Source organism: Pseudomonas sp. SWRI68, from assembly GCF_014269165.1.
Taxonomy (GTDB): Bacteria; Pseudomonadota; Gammaproteobacteria; order Pseudomonadales; family Pseudomonadaceae; genus Aquipseudomonas; species Aquipseudomonas capeferrum.
Genome location: NZ_JABWRU010000014.1, coordinates 92,422 through 114,314, shown reverse-complemented (window position 1 = coordinate 114,314; position 21,893 = coordinate 92,422). Strand labels below are relative to the sequence as shown.

Below are 21,893 nucleotides of genomic sequence, written 5' to 3'. Positions count from 1 at the left end.
TAGGCAGCGCTGGGAATTCCATCCAGGTGGTCGGACAGATCCGATTGCTCTGCGATCGCAGTACGTATGTGGACTTCAAAAGACAAAAACAAGACTGAAGGAGACACGGTATGAGTTCTTTGAATATGTACACGCTGGCCGGAGAATCAAAGTTCAATCGCTTTCATGGGCTGATTCTTTTTTGGTGCGTGTTGATTCTTATAATTGATGGTTACGACTTGGCGGTGGTTGGCGCAGCGCTGCCAGCCATCATGGCTGACATGCAAATTGACGCAACCAGTGCCGGCGTGATGGCTGGCTCAGCACTGTTTGGCACAATGCTGGGGGCAATTTTCCTGGGCACTCTGGCAGACCGTATTGGTCGGCCAAAGATGATCGCAATCTGTGTAGCTCTCTTCAGCATATTCACCGCTGCAGCAGGTTTCACTGACAACCCGCTGACCTTCAGTATCATGCGCTTCATCGCCGGCCTGGGGATCGGCGGCGTGCTGCCTATCTGCACGGCGCAGATGGGAGAGTTCTCGCCCTTGAAAGTTCGCACCCGCCTGGTGACCATCGTTTTCGCGGGCTATTCGGTGGGAGGCATTTTGGTAGCGCTCACGGGTAAGCAACTGATCGAAAGCTACGGCTGGCAATATGTGTTCTACGTGGCAGCCCTACCAGTAGTTTTGATTCCCTTCATACTGAAGACCATGCCCGACTCTATCGGCTTCATGTTGAAACAAGGTCGGGATGACGAGTTGAAAGTCATTGCCCGTCGCCTCCGTCCTGACCTTATGATCAAGGATGATACTCAACTCGTCGGCAACCCTCAAATTGTCTCTGCCCAAGAGAAGCCTGTACGAAGCCTTTTCCAGGAAGGGCGTGGATACAGCACCGTCATGATTTGGATGGCATTCATGACCGGGCTTTTCATGGTGTACGCGCTCAATTCATGGCTCACCAAGCTGATGGCCATGGCGGGCTTCAGCCTCGGCTCCGCCCTGAATTTTGTTATCGTGTTCAATCTCGGTTCGATCTTCGGTGCAATTTTCGGTGGCTGGCTCAGCGATAAATTCAGCATCAAGCACGTCTTGGTGGTGTTCTACGTAGTGGGCGCGGTTGCACTCACGCTACTGGGTTATACGCGCTCTACTGAACTGCTCTTCGTCGTAGTGTTCATCGTGGGTGCCTCGACGCTCGGTACCCAGCTTCTAGCCTATGCATACGCCGGAGATTTCTATCCCTCCACCATCCGCTCCACTGGGGTCGGCTTTGCGTCGGGCGTCGGTCGCATCGGGGCGATTGTCGCACCTGTTTTGATTGGTGCACTCGTATCGATGGCCTTGCCTCTGGAGCAGAACTTCATGGCAATCGGTCTCGCCGGGCTGATAGGTGCTGTTGCTGTGACCATGATCAACCAATCTCGCGCGGACTCCGCTGTGGTGAGGAAGAAGGCCACTGCTTCACACGATCTGACCTAACCGTAAATCTGAGAGACAGGTTCAAAATGCTTACTCATCGCTTGTGCCAATCATCGGTAGGTTCGGACGAGACGGCTCTACAGCCTGTTGGGGAGCAGTCGAAGCGATAAGCAAAGGATTGCATGAGCTGCATGGGCGGAATTATCGTTTCTCGTTCAATTAAAGCCGGGCCATGTCCAACCCTCGGAGCGTGCAGTCATTGAGTTCTGTCAGGAGCGATTCGCGCGGTTTAAGTGTCCTGGTCGAGTGATTGTCCAAGCGCTTCTAAAAACTGCAACTGGCAAGGTTCAGAAATTCATGCTTCGAGAGTTGGCCGGAAGTGGGGATGCAATCACTGGATTGGTGGTTAATGGTTAATTCGTCAGCAGCGGTTTGATCCTATCCAAGGGCAGAATCTACATGAGGCGCTGGTGGGCGGCTCATGCTCAAGCACACAACAAAAACAAGGTGCCTGTGATGTCTATTTTTTTACAAAAGTCGTTAGCGTGTTCTGCTGCACTGTTGGTCGCGCCTTATGCTTCTGCCGCGTTCGTGGACGACTTCAAAGGCAATGTCGAGCTTCGGAATTTCTATTACAATCGTGATTTTCGCAATGATGGAGCTGCGCAGTCCAAGCGCGATGAGTGGGCACAAGGCTTTATTCTGAACCTGCAGTCTGGCTTCACAGAAGGGCCAGTGGGTTTCGGTATCGATGCCATGGGCTTGTTGGGGGTTAAGCTTGACTCTAGCCCTGACAGAACGGGGTCTGGACTGCTTGCCTACGATTCCGGCAGGAATGTGGAGGACGAGTACGGAAAATTTGTGGCTACCGCTAAAGCGAGGGTAGGCAAGACTGAGTTGAGGGTAGGAGGGGTGAATCCTCTAATGCCTCTCCTCTGGAGCAATAATAGTCGCCTACTGCCTCAGGTTTTTCGCGGGGGGTCTTTGACCGTCAACGATATCGATAAATTGACGGTAACGGCTATCAGGGTAAACGCCGTGAAGCAGCGTAATTCCACCGATTTCGAATCCCTCACAGCTACTGGCTATGCTCCGGTTGAGGCTGATCACTATAACTACATGGCATTGGACTTCAAGCCAGCAAAGGACATGACATTCAGCTTGCACGCCGCCGAGCTTGAAGACCTCTACAAATCCTACTTCGCTGGGATTAAAGTTATCCAGCCGGTTTCGGAAGGCAATGTGATCGCGGATGTTCGCCTGTTCGATGCTAGCGAAACCGGCTCCAAAAAATTAGGTGAGGTGGACAACCGAACGCTGAGTAGTTATTTCGCCTATAGCATTAAAGGGCACACCATCGGCGGCGGTTACCAAAAGGCTTGGGGCGACACGCCATTTGCGTTTGTAAACGGCACAGATAGCTACCTATTCGGCGAATCGCTGGTCAGCACATTCACTGCCCCCAACGAGCGCGTCTGGTTCGCGAGGTATGACTTTGACTTCGCTGCTTTGGGTGTGCCTGGCTTGCTGTTTACCACCAGGTACATGAAAGGTGATGATGTTGATCCTACTCTGCTGACAAGCCGCCAAGCCGCTTCTCTGCGTCTAAACGGGGAGGATGGCAAAGAATGGGAGCGGGTCACTGACATCTCTTATGTCATCCAGAGTGGGCCTGCAAAGGGCGTTTCGTTCCAATGGCGTAACGCTACGAACCGATCGACCTATGCGGATAGCGCTAATGAAAATCGATTGATCATGCGTTATACCTTTAACTTCTAAAGTGGTGTAACGGGCCGAACCTGCTAGTCGGCCCTTTCCACATCATCCCCAGTCGAAGGCTTCGTTCCCTCCTGTGGAATTGATCCAGCGGTTCGTGAAAAGCGAGGTGCAGGCGCTTCATGGAGAACGCCATCAAGGAGAAGCTGCATATCAGTTATTTCTCAAGCGGCGAGGCGTTCGTCCCGTAGAGGCTTTTGGGACGATAAGTCACCGGAACACCAACGCTGGCCATTGCGGGGGAAGGCACCCTTTGCCCAAGTGATGCTCGGTAGATGCTTTGGGTGCTCTACTTCAGAGTTGCCTACAGAAATGACTCTTTCTAAAGCACAGCTCCTTTCAGTCCTCAGCGAGACATCCAGCCTATCGTTGCCATGAGGTCTTCGTCGCTGCAGTCACTGCAGAGTCCACGTGGTGGCATGACACTCAATCCTTTCACCACATTTTTGAGCAGTACGTCTTGCCCTTGAGCAAGGCGGGGTTTCCATGCAGTGGTATCACCTTTTTTGGGCGCGTTTGGGAGTTGTCCGTTGTGGCACATGGCGCAGGATTTTGCGAATACGACCTCAGGCTCTTGAGCCGCTTGGGCAGTAGCAATAAGGAAGGCTGTCAGGGTAATCAGCAGTGTTTTTTTCATAGGTGATCTTCTTCTTGTTGTTCAGAAATTGTCTTTCCACTTGCGCAAGGCTGCAAAGCATTCCTCGGCAGATGTGATCTTCAGTCCCGCGTAGCGTTGGACGGCCTCAACGATTTCCGCTTCCCGCACACGCAAGAACGGGTTAGATACGCGCTCAACGCCAATTCGGGTAGGTAAGGTGCACTGCCCACGGCCTCGGATTTCGCTGACTTCAGCCAGGAGCTCGGCGATTTGGTGATTGTCTGGGTCTACAGCCAAAGCAAAACGCAGGTTGGAGAGGGTGTACTCGTGTGCGCAATATACCTGCGTCTCCTCCGGTAGCGCTGCGAGGCATTCGAGCGACGTCAGCATCTGCATAGGCGTACCCTCGAACAGGCGGCCACAGCCGGCGCTAAACAGCGTGTCGCCGCTGAACAGCGCTTTCTCATCAACCAGGTGATAGGCCACGTGCCCTGAAGTATGGCCAGGCACTGCGATCACATTGATGGTTCGTCCTAATACCTGGATCAGATCGCTGTCCTTGAGTGGCCGATTCCTGTAAGGGATCGGCTCGTTCTCGGGGCCATGGACGCGAAGATCGAATGCAGACTTCAGTTTCTTCACACCACCCACATGGTCGCTGTGATGGTGAGTGATCAGTACATCGGTGAGCGCCCAACCGGGATGTTCTTCCAGCCAAGCTTGAACGGGCCCGGCATCGCCTGGATCTACAACTGCACACGCCTGGCTTGAGTGATCGGCCAGAAGCCAGATGTAGTTGTCGGTAAATGCCGGAAGAGCGTAAATCTCGAGGCGCTTGGCGGAAGTAGTCATGCCACATGCGTCCTCAAAGCATCGGCAATATACTCAGCCTGACGAATCGCAAGGCTAACGATTGTCAGAGTAGGGTTCTCGGCTGCGCTGGTGGTGAACTGACTGCCATCCGAAATGAACAGATTCGGGACTTCATGGCTTTGCCCGTATTTGTTGCAGACGCCATCGGCTTCCTTGTGGCTCATGCGACAAGTGCCCATGTTATGAGTCGAGGGGTAGGGGGGGACGCGGTGAGTCTTCAGTGCGCCGACAGCTTCATATACGGCGCTACCTTGCCGATAGGCGTGCTCTCGCATTGCGATATCGTTGGGGTGGTCGTCGTAGTGCACGTTTGCTACTGGAATGCCGAAACGGTCTTTGACGGTATCGCTTAGGGTGATGCGATTGCTTTCCCGGGGCATGTCCTCACCGACCAGCCACATGCCAGCCAGATGCGTGTAGTTGTCCATAACTCGGGTGAAGTCGCGCCCCCAGGCACCAGGGTTGAAGAACGCTGCCATGAAGGAGGGGCCAAGCGAGATGGTTTCCATTTCGTAGCCACCGACAAAACCTCTGTCGGGATTGAAGTGCACCTCGTCACCTATAAGCCCGGCCATGATGGTGCCCCGGTAGAAATGCACCGGATCTTTGAATTCCGCGAATACTGAACCGGTGGTGTGGCGCATGTAATGTTTGCCGACCATTCCGGAACCGTTGCCAAGGCCATGAGGGAACAATGTGCTGCTCGAATTGAGCAGCAAGCGAGGAGTTTCGATGGCGTTACCTGCTACTGCAACAAGGCGCGCTTTTTGGCGTTGCAGTCGCCCTTGCGCATCTGCGTAGACCACACCAGTCGCGCGACCCTTGGCATCATGTTCGATTTTCACCGCGTGAGCCTGTGTGCGAAGCTCAAACTTGCCAGTGGCCTCGGCCGCCGGAATTTCGGTGTAGAGTGTTGACCATTTTGCCCCCATTTTGCAGCCTTGGAAGCAGAAGCCGAGTTGCATGCATTGAGCACGTCCTGCGCGGGCGCGGCTGTTGATCGCCATGTGGCCGGTACTGCATTTCTTGTAGCCAAGCTTGCGAGCACCGTTATACATCACCTGAAAATTGTTGTTCCCCGGCAGGCCTGGAATCTCGTTGGTGCGCGTCACGCCCATCTTGTCTTCTGCCCTTGCATAGAAGGGTTCTAGCTCTGCGAGCGTCAATGGCCAGTCGAGCAGGTTCGCGTCTTTGATGTCACCATAGGTTTGGCGCGCTCGAAATTCGTGTTCTTGGAATCGCAGGCTGGCACCTGCCCAGTGGGTAGTCGTTCCGCCCACGGTCTTGCAGATCCAAGCTGGAAGGTTTGGAAAGTCCTTGGCGATTTGCCATGAACCCGAAGTCGTCCGTGTATCGCTCCAGGACAATTGCTCGAACGAAGGCCATTCGTCATTGATGAAGGTGGCTGAGGATTGCCGCTGGCCGGCTTCTAGTAAAACGACCGGGATTCCCTTCTGACACAACTCATTGGCCAGAGTCCCGCCACCCGCGCCAGAACCGATGATCACCACTACCGAGTCGTCGTCAAAGTTGAATGTAGTCATGTGCGGATCCTCAGGAAAAGGCGGGGGGGCTGGCTTCGGTAGGGGCTGCAGGCAGCCATTTCAGATCGTTGAAGCCGCGCATCAAGTAGCCACCTTTGGGGAACGAGGCTCCCTCGTAGCCAAAGTGCTGGTAGGCGAGTTCGTTGCTGTAAAGAGCATTGACCGACACTGATCTGACCAAAGTGAAAAAAGGGGTGCTCTGGATGGACTCAAGCGCGGCCAATTGGCGTTCCTCATCCAGATTCAGCCAGGCGCCACCTGCTGATTTGTCTAGCTCGCTCAGGCCTTGCTCAAGCAGGGGAAGAATGGAGGGGTCAGTCACGGCGCGGTCGTCCAGCGCCTTGATCGCGAAAGCGTACACAGCATCTTCCATCTGATCGTGAGGATAGATGCGGCGTACCATAACGATTAGTCGCGCGGCCACAGTGTTGTTTAGCATTTTCATTTCGAGCGCCCAGGTTGTACTGGGAGCAAGGAGAGCTATGGGGCCGGATGTGAAAAGCAGTGTGCCCAAAAGAATTCCGCCGCTGCCTTTGAGGAAGCCACGGCGGCTGGCTTGTAGATCGTTCATGCGGTTCTCCTTTTTGTTTTTATTAGGAGCCTGACATCACGGGTGTTGCGTGAGAGGGGGGCGCGTTTTCCAGACGGTATAGATCGACTACATCTGAACGTCAGATGCTTGAGATTGCGCTATTGATAGTGGCCGGCGCGCTGCAACACTTCGATCTTGTAGCCATCAGGGTCTTGAATGAAAAAGAAGCGAGCGAGCATCTCTTCACCGCGCTTGAATTCCTTGATAGGGGCAGGGGAAAGTCCCATTTCGTTCAACCGAGTGTGATGCTGATCGAGGTCATCTACTGCGAAGGCCACATGGCCATATCCGCTACCGTGGGTGTAGCCGTCCTGGCCCTTGTTCCAGGTCAGTTCTATTTCTGTGCCGCTTTGCTGATCGCGCAGGTAGACGAGGGAAAAGTCGTCGAACTCGAGGCGATGGGATTCCTGCAGGTCGAATGCTTGTCCGTAGAAACGCATGGAGGCATCCAGGTCACCTACGCGGATCATGGTATGGAGGAATTTCGGCATGATCAGGCTTTCCTGTGGTGTTGTTATGCACTCAGGATGGCAGCATGAAAATCTGGCGGGTAATAAGTGGCTATTACGTACCCCCCGGCAGCAAAATGGGCGCTTGTAATAGCGGTTTATTACCCGCGTGCTGCTTCGGGGAGGTACCTTCAGGCCTGGGCCTATATCCTCGATGCGACTTAACCAGGTAGATCCAGCGGAGGCGTTATGTGTGAGCTGTATGTGAAGGCAGACCCGATTCTTTACGAATCGCGCTCGCGCTCCTTGCGTATTCGGGGCGTAGTCACCACCTTGCGTCTGGAAAACCAGTTCTGGGACATCCTGACTGAGATTGCTGAAACGGATGGTGTCAGCACCAACCAGCTCATCGCAAAGCTGTACGAGGAAGTCATGGATTATCGCGGAGAGGTAGTGAATTTTGCATCCTTCCTGCGGGTAAGCTGCACCCGATATCTCAGTCAGAAGCAAACGGTAAATAACGTAATTCCATTCTCAATCGCGGCCGGCTGATTTGGCGGGTGGTACCGGTCGTCGAGCAAGTCAGCGATACGTTGTGGGGGATTGAGATTGCCGACCCGCTGTGACACGGGTCGGCGGTGATCAAAGCGGTGTCTGCCCCGTCTTTGACTGAGCACAGAGGTGGTGGTTTGGTAGGAAAAGCCTTGCCAGGGCTGGAGTGAGGATAAGAGCCCCCAACATGTTCCAAATGAACATGAACGCAAGGAGAATCCCCATATCAGCCTGGAACTTGATGGGCGAGAATGCCCAGGTCGCTACGGCGATTCCGAGCGTGACACCTGTCAGGATCACCACTTTTCCCGTGGATAACAAAGCAAGGTAATAGGCTCGGGACAAGGACTGACCCGCCCGTAGGTTGGCCAGCGTCACACTGAGAATGTAGAGCGAATAGTCGACTCCAATCCCCACGCCCAATGCGATCACAGGAAGAGTGGCGACCTTCAGGCCGATCCCCAGACCAACCATCAGTGCTTCACACAGGATAGACGTGAGCATGAGAGGAAGAACCGTGCAAACTACCGCACGCCATGAGCGGAAGGTAATGAAGCAGAGGACGATTACTGCTAAGTACACCATTACTAGCATTTGCAGGTTGGCTTTCTTCACGACGATGTTGGTTGCGGCTTCAATCCCCGCGTTGCCCGCTGCCGACATGAACTGTAGGCTCTCGGAGTTATTCGCTGCTGCGAATGGTTCCACAGTGTCAACGACGCGGGTGAGCGTATCGGCTTTGTGGTCGGCAAGAAACACGTTGATGGTCAGAAGATCACAGTTTTGATTGAACAGCTCTCGTGGGGCACGCGTGATAATTGCGTTAAGCAGGCCCTGATTGCGGGGGATGTCGTACCAGGTAAGACTGCCTTCGTTCATCCCGGCTGCCGCCTGCTTACTCAGGGCCGCGAGGGAAGATGTCGAGACGACTCCGGGAAGCTGCTGTAGTCGGGCCTCAAGCGCATCGACCTTGACCAAGGTTTCGTAGTTGGCGCAGTAGTACTGTGGAGTCTTGACCATGACGACGTACTTATCGCTGCTCGCCGCATAGTTGCTGACCATAAACGCATTGTCCTGGTTGTAGCGTGACTCCGCTCGTAGCTCCGGCGCGCCTGGATCAAGATCACCGACTTTGAGGTGCAGGCTAACAGCAAAGCCCAATGCCGCCAGCGCACCTGCGATGATCAGTGCGCCATTACTCCAACGGCCTCGACGGGTGAAGCGATCCAAAAATCTCCATAGTGAATGCCGAACCTCCTGTTGGTCGTGTGCCTTTTGTTCCGACTCAGCTTCGCGGCGTGCAGCAGTTTTGCTGACACCTGTGTAGGAGAGCAGCACGGGTAGCAGCACAAGGTTTGTCAGAACCAGCACAAGTACGCCAATGGTGGCGGTAACCGCCAGATCCTGAATGACCGGGATGTTGATGATCATCAACACGGCAAAACCCACCGCATCAGCAAACAAAGCCATTGCTCCGGTCAGGAACAGTCTGCGGAAGGTCAGGCGCGCGGCAGTGAGTTTGTCTGCGCCACGACCTATGTCCTGCATGATTCCGTTCATTTTTTGAGCGCCGTGGGACAGGCCAATGGCAAAAATCAGGAATGGCACCAGAATCGAGTAGGGGTCAAGGTTATAGCCTAGTGATGCCAATAGCCCGAGCAACCATACGACGGCGATTACAGAGCATAGCAGCACCAGCAAGGTGCTGCGCAGGCAGCGGGTGTACCAATAGAGCACCAAGGCACAAATGATCAGTGTGCCGGCGAAGAACAACTGCATCAGTGCCAAACCATCCATCAGGTCGCCCACCACTTTGGCAAAGCCGGTAATGGCGATGCTGGTGTGCTCATTGCTGTATCTTTCGCGTAGCTCGTCGAGTTGCCTCGAGAGGGCTCGGTAGTCCAAGGTGCTGTCGGAACCTGCAGTAGCGGCATCCTGCAGTGGGAGGATTATGACGCTCGATTGCAAGTTTGGTGCAACCAGCCTCCCGATTTCACCAGAGCGCTCAACGTTTTGTCGCACCTGCTCGATACTTGTCGCCGAGCCGTCATAGTCTTCCGGAATGACGGGGCCGCCGTCGAACCCCTCTTCAGTGACCCCAATCCATCGAGTGGCTGGTGTCCACAGGGATTTCATGTAGGGACGATCCACCCCCGTCAGCAGGAATAGCTCGTCGTTGAGCTGTTTCAGTGTTTCCAGGTAAGCGGCGTTATAGATAGAGCCATCGTTGCTCTTCACAGCAACTCGTAGTGTATTGCCGCCTTCGCCGAGCTGCCCCCGGAACTGGAAGTAGTTTTGAATATAGGGATGATCGATCGGGATCATGCTCTCGAATGCGGCGCTCAAGCGCAGATGTTGCGCTTGCCAGGCAAGAGTGGCGCTGACCAGCAGGCAGAGCAAGATGATGAGCCGGCGGTACCGGAACAGCAAGCGCTCGGGCAAGCTTCCTGAGCAGGAATCGAAAAGGGCAATCGCGCTTCCCGCACCGGGCTGTTGGGCTGTTACTTTACTGTTCACGAGTGGTGCTCCGATTCAGCTCATCTAGGTTCACGCGCTTTACGCCACGAGCACTACTCAGCACGAGTTTGCCGGTACCTACTTCAATCAAACCTGTGAGGTAGCTAGGTTCTTCAAGCGTGAATGCGGTGAACCCGTGCTGCGGCGCTTTGCTCGTCAGCAGTCGGCCAGACTCGTCGAGCAGTAACGTGCGGCCATCGCTGAGTAGCGTCCCGGCGGTGATGGTTATCGGACTTGGGTTAGCCACAGATTGCCAGCTATCCCCCGCGTCATTGGAGAAATAGCTCTTGCCACGTAGGCCAAAAGCAAGCATGCCGTGCTGGCTCGTTGGGACTAATCCAAAGAGGGTTCCAGTGGCTGGAGAGGTGAGTGTCTCAAACGTGGTGCCTCGATCATTCGAGCGGAGTAGAAGACCCTGTTCGCCAAAAATGAACAGTTTGTCATCAATCTGCTGGATGCCATACAGGTGCATGGCGGCAGGGTTATCCAAGCGTTCTTCGATGGTGTACCAGGTATTCCCTCCATCATCGGTGGAAAACGCCAAGCCGTAGGCGCCCACCACAATACCGTGTGTCGCATCAAGGAAATGTACGCCAAGGAACGGTTTGTCTGGGCCATCTTCGAGCAGGCTGCGCGCGCTAGAGACGCGCTTTTCATTTAGTGCATTTGGCTCTTGCTCAAACCGCTTCTGGGCAGCCTCAAGTACCGTCTGGGCCGCTTGGCGACCATCCAATTGCAGCTTCCAATTCCGACCACCGTCACTGCTATGAAGCACAACGCCGGCATGACCAACGGCCCAACCTTGATCGGGTGTCGGGAAAACAACACGAGTGAGCGTGACGCTTACCGGTGTGTCGACCTGGTTCCAGGACTGGCCGTCATCTTCAGAGCGAAGGATAAAGCCACGCTCGCCGACAGCTACCAGTGCATTTCCCGCTCGTGATACATCGAGCATCAGCGAGTGTTGGGCCAAACCGCTGTGCAGTGCAGATTGTTGTAGCGGCTCAGTCGGCACGGCCTCATCTGCCACGCTGGCACCCGTCACGCCCAAGCTAAGGGCGAGTGCGAGCCTGCCAATTAGTATTCGTTGCATCGTTGGATACCTCGAAGGAGGGCGGGTATGACACACCCGCCCTGAAGGCCTGGTTCAGCGTGCGGAGTCAGAGGCAACCGCGTTACCGGTGAAGAAGTTTTCCGCCTTGCGCGGCACAACCGAGTAACGCTCCCCATTGAGCCCTTGCACCACGCTGTACGTGCCCGCTTGCAGGTTGTAAATCACGACCGGTTTGACCACGACGGCGGGGATCGATGGCACCACGAAAGGCAGTGCCTGATTGACGCGCCAGAGCTTACCTTGAGCGTCATAGCCATCAGCCAAGGCAATCGTCCAGCTGTCCTCATCGATATAGAAGCGACGCTTCGGTACAGCATGGCGCTTACCGGGCGCAACGGTTGCTTCAACTTCCCATACGCGGTGCAGTTCCCAGCGCATTTTCTCTGGGTTGAGGACATCCTTGGTGTTGACCTCTTCAGGCTTGAGCGAGTGGAAACTGTTGAGGTTGTACGGGATGTACATTTCTTTCTTGCCGATCAACTTCCACTCGTAGCGATCTGGATGACCGATGAAACCATGCACTTCGTCAAAATAGTTGGCACCGGATGCCACGAAGTCTGGCGTGTCGTAACCTACCGTCGGTGCACGCCGAACGCGGCGCTGGCCGACCAGATACTGCCAGGCGTCCCGTGGGCTTGCGGCGTTGATGCTGTCATGAGTGACCAGTGATTCACCGGCTTTAAAGGGTGGTTCATTGGTAAGGAAGCGCAGCAGCACATATTGCCCTGACCATTTATCAGCATTCCCATCCTTGTAGTAGTAGGGGTATTGCCAATTCTCCACCCCTCGACTGGCCATCGTGCGAGAACCGTCTGCGTTGCCGATGGTGTTGCGGTAGCCCATCTCGATGGACTCGGCCTCGACACGCAGGAGGAAGTTCCAGATCAGCTCGCTGCCGGATTTCGGAATCGGGAACGGGATGCCTCCGTAGCAGCCTTTCACCGAAAGGCCGTTCTCTGTCAGCTGGCAACGCGTGGCGTTGGCCTGGGTGTTGTCATAGACCCACTGTGGGGCTGCGGCAGTGCGGTGCGTCGGGTAGACATCTAGGAAGAAGCTATTCGGATACTTCTTCAGCAAAGCTTGGGTGCCTTCACTGAGTTTGTTGGCGTACTGCCCTGAATTGGCTGCAGTGATGCGCAGCACAGGCTTTTCACCTGGGAACGGGTCGGCTGGTACATCACCGAATTTCGCGCCTGATATCTCCTTGGTGAGGCCGCCGCCCCAGGCAGGGATGCTTCCATCGGCATTGCCCGCTCGTTCTGCCCCCAGTGGAGTAAGCGAGCTTTTCAGCGTTTCCGCCTCTTGAGGCGAGACAGCAGCGATTACGTGGCTGACCGCAAGGCTTGCCGCAAGAGCGGTCATCAACAGAACCTGTTTTTTCATTTTATTGTTCTCCGGAAATCAGAAGGTGCGCTGGATCGAGAAAGCAATGAAGTCCCTGTCCTTCAGGGTTTGTTCGAAGGTGTAGTTGTTGTCCGGGCCGATGATGGGGCCGCCATCGCCGAAGAAATTGGTGTAGCTGAGGGATGCATACCATTGCTTCTGGTAGTCGGCTTTAAGGGCGAGCGTGATGTCTCCGCCGTGTTCCGGAGAGAACGCTTGGGGGGTGACCGAGGAGCGACCGTACGGCGTGTAGCCAACGGTGATAGGCAGCTGTACATCGACGCCAGGCATCACCTGGAAGTACTGAGGCTCAAAGGTGAAACGCAGAGAGTAGGCGTCGCGAGTGGTATTCGGATCGAGGTTCTGAGCGTTCTTCTTCACCTTGAGGCGACGATTGAAGGCAACCTCGCCTACCAGAGAAGCGCCGTCCCATAGTGCCGAGCCTCCATATACGTTGACCATCGACAGTTGAGCATGCAGTGAGTCGCCGATCGGATAGAGCGGATTGCTGTTGTTATCTGCGGTCATGTCACCGGTGACTACCACTCCGCCATTCGGGGCAAGAGGGGTGTCCACACGCATGGAGATTTCACCCGCGACGTTGGCTTCCCCCACGAGGGTACTGAAGCTTGCGCCATACACCTTGATGTCTTCGGGATAGACATTCACGAAGGTGCCGTCACCGCCCAGGAATGTGGGACGGAAATACCAGATAGGCGTTTTGTCGTGATAGCGCGCCGCATAAAGGCCGAACTCCCAATCGTCGAGGGCAAAGCGGATCTGGGCACCGAACTGGCCAGAGTCCTTGGCATCGATGTCATGGCCGTGTAGCAGGGGCCCTCCTGCAAAGAAGACACGCTCGGCACCTTCACCTACGAAATCGCCTGCGCTGAAGTAGCTCCCTGAACCAGGAAGACGCGTTTTGTTCCATTCGAACTGATAGTAAGCCCCCACGCTAACGGTGTCGGTGAGCTGCCAGTTGAAGGAGAACTGCTCGGTGGGAAGGAGAATTTCCTTGAACTGCGAGCCTGGCACCGATTGCAACTTAACGAGGTCAACAGTGCTCTGCGCGTTGGCGATACCGTTGGCGCCGAAGAAGAGGCTTTCACCATAAATCTGGTTGAACTGCCCCAGGCGTGCCGAGAGGCGAGTCGAGCCGATGTCCCGTGCGCCATATACGAAGGCATCGAGGATCTCGGCATCCCGGCCATGAAGGTCGCGGGTCTTGTCCGTGAATTCGTTGTAGTCAACGCTCACCGGGTTGGCAGTGGCGGGCGAGTTGTTGTCGTTCTTCTCGTTGTAGACAGTGTCGTACCAGGCTGCGCCGCTGAGGCGGGCGCCGACATCGCCGTACTTGATGTCCAACTCGGAGAGTAAGTCGAAGCGGTTGGATATCAGCCCGGTGCTGAAGTTGCGGTCACCGTCATCCTTGTTCGGGTTCGGTGAGGACGCCATCACGTTGTCGGCGCGCTCGTTCAGGCGCCAAGCATTGCTGTACTTGATGGTGTTGTCCCAGCTGGTTTTAAGTCCCTCGACTCCGGTGTCGAACTGGAAAGCCATGACCTCTGCCGAACACAATGCCAGGGCGATGCTGAGTGTGCTGGCCTTGGCGCCATGGCGGGCAAGAAGCTGTGTAGTAGGGCGGCGTTGCTTTGTGTTCATGGATACCTCTTCTGCATTCTTGTTGTTATTACAGGGGGCTCCATCCGTAGAGACGGATGCTGTGCTTGGCAGCGCTATTGGCTCTCCTTAGATCTGGTGCTGGGGGCGCTGAACAGCCAATTGCCTCACTGCCGGCAACTGCGATCTGTTCATCGAACTGGGCCTTAACGCCGCTGGCAGCTATCCCTCCAAGGCATTGATCGCCCTGCAAAAGCGGTAGTCCGCCAATCATTGGGATAACTCCGGCCAGTGAGGCAGTGCCGTACACCCCGCGGCTCAACATCTCGGCGAAGAAACGGGTAGGGCGCTGGGTAATCGCAGCACTGCGGGTTTTATCAATGGCGATTTGAGCTGACGAGACGCTCGCGCCGGCCAACCTGCGGAAGGCCAACAAGTGTCCGCCGTCATCGACAACCGCAACAGATACCTTCCAGTCATGTCGGGCCGCTTCAGCAATGGCTGCATCGAGCAACGTGCTGATTTCGTCGGGATCGAGGATTTTTCGGCTATGCATTTTTAGCCTCTATCTTTGTGCATTATTTTTGTTATTTTGCTTTATGTGATGCTTTATGCACAAAAATAGGTTGCTGACCGGGAGGAAGTCAAGGAAAAAACGACAGCTCCTCTTCAATGGCAAATCCCTCGAACGGCATAGGAAGAAAAACAAGATGAAATCTGTGTCTCTCTCACCCCGGCGATTCTCGATAGGAGCCCTGTTAGCACTGGGTTTTGGCCTGTTGTGTGGCTTGAGCGTGCTGCTGGCGTGCTTTGCATTTTCAAGCCTGCAGGCTGTTTTCAAAGGGGAGGATCAGCTGGAGAGCATCGCTAGAGTGCATGCAGGGATTTTGGACATTCGAATCCTGGAGAAGAGCTATCGGTTAGAGTCCACTGGAGGTGCCGTCGACAAGGTGCATCGCTTGATCAGCGAGATTCCTCAGCAGGTGGCGACGTTGGAACAGCTTGAGCAGCCACTTGTAGTGGCGAGCAAGCAATATCTGACGCAGTTCGAGCGCTTGGTCGCGGCGCGTGGTCGGTTGGAACAAGCGCAGAAAGCCATGGGGGTTGAGGCCGGTGAGGTGCGCATAGCGTTTGAAACCGTCGAGCAGGATTTGACCGAGGCTTTGATGCAGGAAAGTGGCGAGATGTTGGCAGCGTTGGTGCTCGCGGAGAATGCCACGGCGCTCATGCGTAAGCTGCTATCTCTGCGCATCGCTGAATGGTCTTACAGCCAGTCATTGACAGAGGCGGACTATGAGCAATGGGTACTGTTGCTCAGTGATCTTCGATCTGCTGCCCAGGCCCTGGCTGGTGGAGCAGCTACACAACAGCGAGCCGCATTGGATTTAGCGCTTGGCTCCTTGGAGCGATATCGTGTTGCTTTTGAGGCGTATCACACCAGCTACCTCGCTCACCTCGAGTCTGAACTGGAGATGGATCGTATTGCTGAGCAGATGCTGGCTGTGTCTGAAGAAATGCGACGCCAGGTTTCCGACCGTCAGCAGGCACTCAAGCAAAATGCCTACACCAAGCTCATTCAGATGGCTGCGTTAGTGTTGGTGCTCGGCATTGCAACAGCCTGGGGTATACGCAGGCGAATCATCCTCTCCCTACGCGCTACTGCTGAGCAGGTTGAGCATTTTGCCGCCGGTAGATTGGACGCTTCCATCCATGATGATTGCGGTGATGAGCTTGCCGTCGTTTTACACGCCATACGGCAGATGGGCGAAAGCCTGAATGGTGTCGTCAGTCGGATTGAGGAGGGCGCTAGTGGACTTGGAAGGGTTTGCGCTGAACTGGATCAGATGACACGTGAAGTTGCTAGTAGTGCCGAGCATCAGGTGCAAGACACAAATCGTGCATTCAATGCGATGGAAACGATGGGCGTTAGCCTGACCCGTGTTGTCGGACTGACGGGGGATGCGTCATCTGCTGCGGGGTTGGCCAGCAAAGGCAGCGAGGTTGGTAGGGAGGAGGTCGAGGCAGCAGTTGGTCAGATCGACCAGCTAGACAAACTCGTTCACGCAACTGGGCAGGAAATGCGATCGTTGGACGCTCGTGCTGTGAGTATTGGACGAGTGCTCGAGGTCGTGCAGTCGCTTGCGGAGCAGACCAATTTGCTTGCCTTGAACGCTGCAATCGAGGCCGCCAGGGCGGGAGAGATGGGGCGTGGTTTCTCTGTCGTGGCGGAGGAGGTGCGATGCCTGGCTGCACGTACCCAGAGTGCAGCCGCGGAAATCGCCGGAATGATCAAGACTTTGCAATGTGACAGCAAGAGCTTGCTCTCTCGGGTGGAGCGAGTTGGCGAAGAGTCTGCGCGTGTTCGCGATTTTTCATTCAGAGCGGGATTGGCACTGCGAGGCGTGACGACTGAGGTATCGACCATCCATCAGATGAACCTCGATATTGCAGGTGCTACGCAGGCTCAGAGTGAAATGGTTAGTGAGGTGGGGCTGTGTATGCTGGAGGTTCGGGCATCGGCACTGGCGAGTCAAAACCGCACGCATCGCCTACGCGGTGCCTCTCGGGAATTAGAAAACCTGGCCAGGCAATTGCGTGAAGGTCTGTCATTCTTCACTCTGAAATAGGCGCGATAAATTGCACAAATCATACTTTGTGCATAAAATATAAAAGCATGCAACATCCATGGAAACCGTGAAATGCAAAATCAACAAGGCGGATCCCTTATTGAGGTCGCCCTGCAGCAGATGAAAAAGTCGATCATCTGCTGTGAGTTGGCTCCTGGTGAAAAGCTCAAGGTAGCAGAGCTGTCCGTGAGCTATGGACTGAGCAGTTCCCCGATTCGAGAGGCGCTGAATCGTCTGGCTCAGGAAGGCATCGTCGAGGCAAGCGAGAACAAAGGATTTCGCGTTGCGCGTTTGTCTGTTGACGATTTTCAGCAAATTACCCAGCTGCGTCGTTTGCTGGAGTGTGAGGCGCTTGCCGAGGCTATTCGCCATGGTGATGATGCTTGGGAAGCTGATGTTCTCGGAGCTTTCCATCGGCTGAAGGTCGTCGAAAAGCGTCTTGGAAGCGTTTCAGTGGCCCTTGATGATGATTGGTCTGAGCGTCACAAGGCATTTCACTTTGCTCTTTTTTCGGCTTGTCCTTCGGACATGATGCTGCGGTTGATCGACTCGTTGTTCGACCAGGCCGAACGTTACCGTCGTTTCTCAGCCTTGCATCGTAGTGTGGAGCGCCACAAGGGCGATGAGCATCAGCAACTGATTGATGCTGTTCTGTCTCGCGATATCAACGCTTCTGTTGAGCTACTCGGTAATCACATTGGCGGAACACTCAAGCATGTGACTGACGTGCTGCGTCAGCAGCATTCGACGCTCCAGTAGTACCAAGGGCTCCCTACCTCGTAATGGTGGGGAGCCCCATATTTAGTCCTACCTTTTCAAGCCTGCGAGGTGGTCAGCGCGCCGACCACCTGATCCCCTCAACTACGCAGTTTGCCGAAGCAGTCCTGGATGAGGTGTACGGCTTCCTCGAGCGTTGAAGCACCACCGTATACGTAGTGATCGGGACGTACTAAAACAACGTCGCATCCGTTTCGCTGCAGCCAGGCCGCAAGCACGCCATCATGCTCTCGATATTGATAGTGTGCCGTCGGGGCAGTGCTCAACTGCACGATGCTCGTGGGTAGTTGTACCCCGCGTACCGCATCATCAAACGCCGCAAGCAGTGCCTCTGTTGCCTTGAATCCTTCAGCAATCACCAACCGTATACTTTGTCCGGTAAAGCGATCCAGCAGGTCTTCCTGTTGATCGAAGGTTGTAACTCTTGGTTGAGGGAAAAGCCCCCCAGCGGGCTTATGTGAGCCAATGAAGCCACTTTCAAGCCCTGGAATCAGAGACTGGCGGATAGTGCCCCCTGGGGAATCTTGAACCGCAGCAAGTAATCGGGCATCTCGTTCAGCGGCTCTGGCCGGGTCGCGCTCGCAGATTGTCTGTCCGAACTCCTTGGCGACTTCGGTTGTACGTTTTACGTGTGGAGCGCGTTCACTCTGGTACGTGTCCAGCAGTTTGGTCGATGCGATTCCACGCTTTACGAATGCCAATTTCCAGATCAGGTTCATGGCATCGCGTAAACCTTGGCACATGCCCTGAGCAAGGAAGGGGGGAGTCATGTGGGCAGCGTCGCCGAGGAAAAAGATGTTGCCAACTCTCCACCGCTCAAGGATTAGTGCATGGAACCGGTAGGTGGAGGCTCGCCAGATCTGATAATCCTCAGCAGGTAGCCAGCGTGAAATCAGGCGCTGGATGGACTCCGGGCTTATGATCTCGGCAGGTGACTCATCTTCGTTGATCATGAACTCCCAGCGCCGATGCCGTCCTGGGCCTACCACGAAGGTGCTGGGGCGTTCAGTCTCGCAGTATTGAACGTTAGTTTCGGGAAGGGAGTTACCTGCGCCTTCATTCAGGATTACGTCCACAACCAGCCAAGGTTCGTCGAATGCCAGATCCTCCATGTTCAGTTGGAGATTCGTGCGAATAGGACTGGTGCCCCCATCGCAGGCCAGGAGGTAACTGGCGGTTGCACGACTTACTGCCCCTGCAGAGTCACGGTAGCTAACAGTGACACCTGCCTCTGCAGAATCGACGTTGAACACTTCTCGGCCAAGAAGAACATCGACGTGGCTCTGTGAGTGGAGATTTCTACGCAGCGCGTGTTCCAGCGGCGGTTGTGAAAACACGTAGTTGGGCGCCCACCCTAGTAAGAACGGAGGCTGGGAGGCGTTGATGTGCTTGATCAGTTTTGTGTCGGCGTTCAGGTAATGAGAGGCGCGGTAAGGCATTACATGCGCAGCTATCGACTCGGCAAGACCAATGTTGTCGAAGGTGCGCATGGCTTCGTGATCCAACCCCATGGCGCGAGGGTTTTGATACACGGCGTCACTTTTGTCGAGAACCAGTGTCCGTAGCCCCCATTGACCAGCAAGGTTGGCAGCAGTGACGCCTACCGGGCCTAATCCGACGATAATCAGGTCATATTCCATAGATGTTCTCCATCTTTCTTGTTGTGTGACCAAGCTGTGGCTTCAGACCTGCGTATTTCCTTACGGATGAAATACCACCCTGTCTGCCAGTACAGAAGGGCCAGGTTTTCCAGCTGCTGACTGGATCCCGCATCAGAGTCCATCAACGTGATGTTTTTGAATGTGCATCTAGCCAAAAAGGGCGTGCGACCGTTTCGGGTCGCACGATGGTGGCTTACCAACTCACGCGTTGCTGAGCGATACGTTGGCGGGTTGACTCCATCCATTCCTCACGGGTCTGGAAACCCGGACGCCTTCTGCACATGGCCTCAGTCGTGGCAAGAATTTGCTCGGTACTTTGCTGCAGATCCAGCGGCTCGCGGCAGGGCTGATTCGTGTAGAACGGAGCGTCCACATACATCTCGATGGGATTACCTTCCGGATCTTTGAAATACATCGACCAGGCGTTGCCATGGTCGACCTGGTCGATCGGGCCCAGATCATTCTCTTTGGCAAAAACGTAGAACGCCTTGAGGTCATCCAGCGTATCCAGAAGGAAGGACAGCTGGTTGATCGGGTTGAACGGCAGGTTGGTTGGCTTGCCATCGAAGAGCACCAACTGGTGATGCACCTCTGGATTCTGGGTCATGAAAAACAAACGGTGGCCAGTGGAGGCCACACCTTTGTCACTGACGACGAATCCCAGTTTGCTGCAATAGAACTCAACCATTTTGTCCAGGTCGCTGCAGAACGTACCAGTGTGGGTGAAGTTGATGCGGGGCAGGGTGGCCATGGGCGTTTTTCCTAATGTTGTGCTTGTTCGAGGATGGGTGGCTCAGGCTTCGTCAATCACTGGATTCCGCAGGGTACCGATCTGGCTGATCGTCACTTCAAAGATATCCCCCGGCTTGAGGAAAATCGGCGGGTTTCGCTTGAAGCCAATACCGCTCGGTGTCCCTGTAGCCAAAATGTCGCCAGGGTTCCAGTCCAGGGCCTGGGAGACGTAGGAAATGAGATGTGGAATGTCAAAAGCCAGCTCGGACAGGTTGCCTTCTTGCATCTGCTCCCCGTTGAGAATGCCGCGAATCTGCAAGTCCCGGTAATCGGCAATTTCATCTGCGGTTACCAGCCATGGCCCGAGTGCGCCGGTGAAGCGGAAAGTCTTGCCCATGCCGTATTGGTGGGTGTGGAACTGCCAATCACGCACGCTTGCGTCGTTGAAGCAGGTGTATCCCGCGACATGCTCCATCGCGTTTTCCGGTGCGATGTGAGATCCACCCTTGCCAATGACCACCGCCAGTTCTGCTTCGAAGTCGAACTCCTCCGACACCTTTGGACGCACAAGAGGTGCGTCATGTGCCTGCAGGGTCTCGGCGAAGCGCTGGAAGATCACTGGGTGCTGACCGACCTTACGTCCTGCTTCTTCTGCATGAGCCACGTAGTTGATGCCCACGCAGATGATCTTGCCTGGAGCAGGGATGACTGGACTCAGTGTCAGATCTGCAAGCACAAGCTCACCTTCTGAAGCTGCGGCCAGCTTTTTGGCCTGCGCAAGCTTGCCAGGGGAAGCAATTAGGCTCGCCAAATCCGGGACATCGGCTAAGAAACTGCTCAGGTCTACGACTCGATCGCCAACGACAGCGCCGTACCCGGGCCGGTTGTTCAGGTGGAAGGAAACGAGCTTCATGGTGTGACCTCTCTGTTGTTTTGTGCATAAAACATAATTTCTTGCACAATAAAGCGCAAGGTGCATAATGCAAACACGCCAACAAAAATTATTTCCGGCGTCCAGTAGGAGAGCGAGCAATGGCATTGGTGAAAGTCCGCAAGATCAAGCTGGATATCGAAGATGTCCTTCATGAGCGAGGCCCTGTGGCGGTTGACCCTTTGAGAGTCGCAGTGGCCACTGCGGTCATCGAAAACCCTTACGCTGGGCGCTATGAGGAGGATCTGTTGCCTTTCATGGCGGAACTGCGTGGGTTGGGTACCGAACTCTCGCAACGCCTGGTCGATGCACTGGGCGGCGCAGACAAGGTTCAAGCGTATGGCAAAGCCGCCATCGTGGGAGAGGATGGTGAGCTTGAGCACGGCGCGGTCTGGCATGAGGCAGGGGGCTGGGCCATGCGTGCATTGCTGGGTGAGCCCAAGGCCATCGTTCCTGCTGCAAAAACCATTGGGGGCCCGGGTTGCAGGCTCATGATGCCTCTAGGTCACATTCATGCTGCTTATGTGCGTAGCCATTTCGGTGTTGCTGAGGTCACCCTCTGGGATGGCCCGCGTCGCAATGAAATCGCGTTCAGCTTGGCAATGTCCACGGGAGGGCGCATTCATGCCCGTCTGGGCGGATTGGCGGCTGCTGATGTAAGAGGCGAAGACGGACTTCGCTGATCGCAAGTATTCTTCGTCCGCATACCGGTGCGGGCTAGCTGCAAAAACAATAACAAGAGCT

The 21,893-nt window shown here is 55.1% G+C and carries 19 protein-coding genes; 6 read left to right on the top strand and 13 right to left on the bottom strand.

Features of this window, described 5'->3' with window-relative positions; translation table 11 throughout:
• Positions 1 to 110: 110 nt before the first annotated feature.
• Together HU770_RS19315 and HU770_RS19310 are read left to right on the top strand one after the other, a co-directional pair.
• Positions 111 to 1,463 (top strand): MFS transporter, encoded by a 1,353-nt coding sequence (locus tag HU770_RS19315; protein ID WP_186665018.1) that lies wholly within the window; start codon positions 111 to 113, stop codon positions 1,461 to 1,463.
• 399 nt (positions 1,464 to 1,862) lie between these two features.
• Entirely contained in the window at positions 1,863 to 3,182 is a 1,320-nt protein-coding gene (locus HU770_RS19310; protein WP_186665016.1) for an OprD family porin, read from the top strand.
• A 343-nt stretch (positions 3,183 to 3,525) separates the two neighbouring features.
• Here the strand turns inward: HU770_RS19310 and HU770_RS19305 are convergent, their stop codons facing one another.
• The 5 genes from HU770_RS19305 to HU770_RS19285 all read right to left on the bottom strand — a co-directional run bounded on the left by HU770_RS19305 (position 3,526) and on the right by HU770_RS19285 (position 7,277).
• A complete protein-coding gene (locus HU770_RS19305; RefSeq protein ID WP_186665014.1) occupies positions 3,526 to 3,816 on the bottom strand; it encodes a c-type cytochrome in 291 nt (96 codons plus the stop codon).
• 21 nt (positions 3,817 to 3,837) lie between these two features.
• A complete protein-coding gene (gene gloB / locus HU770_RS19300; RefSeq protein WP_186665012.1) occupies positions 3,838 to 4,629 on the bottom strand; it encodes a hydroxyacylglutathione hydrolase in 792 nt (263 codons plus the stop codon).
• Complete coding sequence (locus HU770_RS19295) at positions 4,626 to 6,194, bottom strand: GMC family oxidoreductase (protein ID WP_186665009.1); 1,569 nt, start codon at positions 6,192 to 6,194, stop codon at positions 4,626 to 4,628. The genes gloB and HU770_RS19295 overlap by 4 nt, the downstream gene beginning before the upstream one ends.
• A 10-nt stretch (positions 6,195 to 6,204) precedes the next feature.
• A complete protein-coding gene (locus tag HU770_RS19290; protein WP_186665007.1) occupies positions 6,205 to 6,765 on the bottom strand; it encodes a tat (twin-arginine translocation) pathway signal sequence in 561 nt (186 codons plus the stop codon).
• A gap of 119 nt (positions 6,766 to 6,884) precedes the next feature.
• Positions 6,885 to 7,277: a VOC family protein gene (locus HU770_RS19285; protein ID WP_174141473.1), complete on the bottom strand. Its 393-nt coding sequence runs from the start codon at positions 7,275 to 7,277 to the stop codon at positions 6,885 to 6,887.
• 207 nt (positions 7,278 to 7,484) lie between these two features.
• Here HU770_RS19285 and HU770_RS19280 point away from each other — a divergent pair, with 207 nt between their 5' ends.
• Complete coding sequence (locus HU770_RS19280; RefSeq protein ID WP_186665005.1) at positions 7,485 to 7,787, top strand: ribbon-helix-helix domain-containing protein; 303 nt, start codon at positions 7,485 to 7,487, stop codon at positions 7,785 to 7,787.
• Between the two features lie 90 nt (positions 7,788 to 7,877).
• Here HU770_RS19280 and HU770_RS19275 read toward each other — a convergent pair whose 3' ends face one another.
• From HU770_RS19275 to HU770_RS19255, 5 genes are read right to left on the bottom strand one after another with little or no spacing between them, the layout of a single operon-like run.
• Entirely contained in the window at positions 7,878 to 10,304 is a 2,427-nt protein-coding gene (locus tag HU770_RS19275) for an MMPL family transporter (protein ID WP_186665003.1), read from the bottom strand.
• The gene (locus tag HU770_RS19270) at positions 10,294 to 11,397 is read right to left on the bottom strand and encodes a YCF48-related protein (protein WP_238347513.1); all 1,104 of its coding nucleotides are present in this window, start codon (positions 11,395 to 11,397) and stop codon (positions 10,294 to 10,296) included. Before HU770_RS19270 ends, HU770_RS19275 begins: the two co-directional genes overlap by 11 nt.
• 54 nt (positions 11,398 to 11,451) lie before the next feature.
• A complete protein-coding gene (locus tag HU770_RS19265) occupies positions 11,452 to 12,801 on the bottom strand; it encodes a DUF1329 domain-containing protein (protein WP_186665001.1) in 1,350 nt (449 codons plus the stop codon).
• An 18-nt stretch (positions 12,802 to 12,819) separates the two neighbouring features.
• Positions 12,820 to 14,463, bottom strand: a complete 1,644-nt coding sequence (locus HU770_RS19260) for a DUF1302 domain-containing protein (RefSeq protein ID WP_186664999.1) — start codon at positions 14,461 to 14,463, stop codon at positions 12,820 to 12,822.
• Positions 14,464 to 14,491: 28 nt separating this feature from the next.
• The gene (locus HU770_RS19255) at positions 14,492 to 14,977 is read right to left on the bottom strand and encodes a heme-binding protein (protein ID WP_186664997.1); all 486 of its coding nucleotides are present in this window, start codon (positions 14,975 to 14,977) and stop codon (positions 14,492 to 14,494) included.
• A gap of 55 nt (positions 14,978 to 15,032) precedes the next feature.
• On the opposite strand from HU770_RS19255, the gene HU770_RS19250 reads away from it, so the two are divergent.
• Entirely contained in the window at positions 15,033 to 17,048 is a 2,016-nt protein-coding gene (locus HU770_RS19250) for a methyl-accepting chemotaxis protein (RefSeq protein WP_238347512.1), read from the top strand.
• Between the two features lie 72 nt (positions 17,049 to 17,120).
• The gene (locus HU770_RS19245; protein WP_186664995.1) at positions 17,121 to 17,807 is read left to right on the top strand and encodes a GntR family transcriptional regulator; all 687 of its coding nucleotides are present in this window, start codon (positions 17,121 to 17,123) and stop codon (positions 17,805 to 17,807) included.
• A 98-nt stretch (positions 17,808 to 17,905) separates the two neighbouring features.
• Here HU770_RS19245 and HU770_RS19240 read toward each other — a convergent pair whose 3' ends face one another.
• From HU770_RS19240 to HU770_RS19230, 3 genes are all read right to left on the bottom strand, one after another.
• Entirely contained in the window at positions 17,906 to 19,465 is a 1,560-nt protein-coding gene (locus HU770_RS19240; RefSeq protein ID WP_186664993.1) for a bifunctional 3-(3-hydroxy-phenyl)propionate/3-hydroxycinnamic acid hydroxylase, read from the bottom strand.
• 214 nt (positions 19,466 to 19,679) lie between these two features.
• Positions 19,680 to 20,237: a VOC family protein gene (locus tag HU770_RS19235; protein WP_186664992.1), complete on the bottom strand. Its 558-nt coding sequence runs from the start codon at positions 20,235 to 20,237 to the stop codon at positions 19,680 to 19,682.
• A 42-nt stretch (positions 20,238 to 20,279) separates the two neighbouring features.
• The gene (locus HU770_RS19230) at positions 20,280 to 21,131 is read right to left on the bottom strand and encodes a fumarylacetoacetate hydrolase family protein (protein ID WP_186664991.1); all 852 of its coding nucleotides are present in this window, start codon (positions 21,129 to 21,131) and stop codon (positions 20,280 to 20,282) included.
• 119 nt (positions 21,132 to 21,250) lie between these two features.
• Between HU770_RS19230 and HU770_RS19225 the strand changes: the two genes are divergently transcribed.
• Positions 21,251 to 21,832 carry an amino acid synthesis family protein gene (locus HU770_RS19225; protein WP_186664990.1) on the top strand — a complete coding sequence of 194 codons (582 nt, stop codon included), beginning with the start codon at positions 21,251 to 21,253 and terminating at the stop codon, positions 21,830 to 21,832.
• The last annotated feature ends 61 nt before the right edge of the window (positions 21,833 to 21,893 follow it).

Bases quoted from the DNA above. Each gene is read 5' to 3' on its own strand.
- HU770_RS19315 (WP_186665018.1), top strand. From the start codon at position 111: ATGAGTTCTTTGAATATGTACACGCTGGCCGGAGAATCAAAGTTCAAT.
- HU770_RS19310 (WP_186665016.1), top strand. From the start codon at position 1,863: ATGAGGCGCTGGTGGGCGGCTCATGCTCAAGCACACAACAAAAACAAG.
- HU770_RS19305 (WP_186665014.1), bottom strand. From the start codon at position 3,816: ATGAAAAAAACACTGCTGATTACCCTGACAGCCTTCCTTATTGCTACT.
- gloB (WP_186665012.1), bottom strand. From the start codon at position 4,629: ATGACTACTTCCGCCAAGCGCCTCGAGATTTACGCTCTTCCGGCATTT.
- HU770_RS19295 (WP_186665009.1), bottom strand. From the start codon at position 6,194: ATGACTACATTCAACTTTGACGACGACTCGGTAGTGGTGATCATCGGT.
- HU770_RS19290 (WP_186665007.1), bottom strand. From the start codon at position 6,765: ATGAACGATCTACAAGCCAGCCGCCGTGGCTTCCTCAAAGGCAGCGGC.
- HU770_RS19285 (WP_174141473.1), bottom strand. From the start codon at position 7,277: ATGCCGAAATTCCTCCATACCATGATCCGCGTAGGTGACCTGGATGCC.
- HU770_RS19280 (WP_186665005.1), top strand. From the start codon at position 7,485: ATGTGTGAGCTGTATGTGAAGGCAGACCCGATTCTTTACGAATCGCGC.
- HU770_RS19270 (WP_238347513.1), bottom strand. From the start codon at position 11,397: ATGCAACGAATACTAATTGGCAGGCTCGCACTCGCCCTTAGCTTGGGC.
- HU770_RS19265 (WP_186665001.1), bottom strand. From the start codon at position 12,801: ATGAAAAAACAGGTTCTGTTGATGACCGCTCTTGCGGCAAGCCTTGCG.
- HU770_RS19260 (WP_186664999.1), bottom strand. From the start codon at position 14,463: ATGAACACAAAGCAACGCCGCCCTACTACACAGCTTCTTGCCCGCCAT.
- HU770_RS19255 (WP_186664997.1), bottom strand. From the start codon at position 14,977: ATGCATAGCCGAAAAATCCTCGATCCCGACGAAATCAGCACGTTGCTC.
- HU770_RS19250 (WP_238347512.1), top strand. From the start codon at position 15,033: ATGCACAAAAATAGGTTGCTGACCGGGAGGAAGTCAAGGAAAAAACGA.
- HU770_RS19245 (WP_186664995.1), top strand. From the start codon at position 17,121: ATGCAAAATCAACAAGGCGGATCCCTTATTGAGGTCGCCCTGCAGCAG.
- HU770_RS19240 (WP_186664993.1), bottom strand. From the start codon at position 19,465: ATGGAATATGACCTGATTATCGTCGGATTAGGCCCGGTAGGCGTCACT.
- HU770_RS19235 (WP_186664992.1), bottom strand. From the start codon at position 20,237: ATGGCCACCCTGCCCCGCATCAACTTCACCCACACTGGTACGTTCTGC.
- HU770_RS19230 (WP_186664991.1), bottom strand. From the start codon at position 21,131: ATGAAGCTCGTTTCCTTCCACCTGAACAACCGGCCCGGGTACGGCGCT.
- HU770_RS19225 (WP_186664990.1), top strand. From the start codon at position 21,251: ATGGCATTGGTGAAAGTCCGCAAGATCAAGCTGGATATCGAAGATGTC.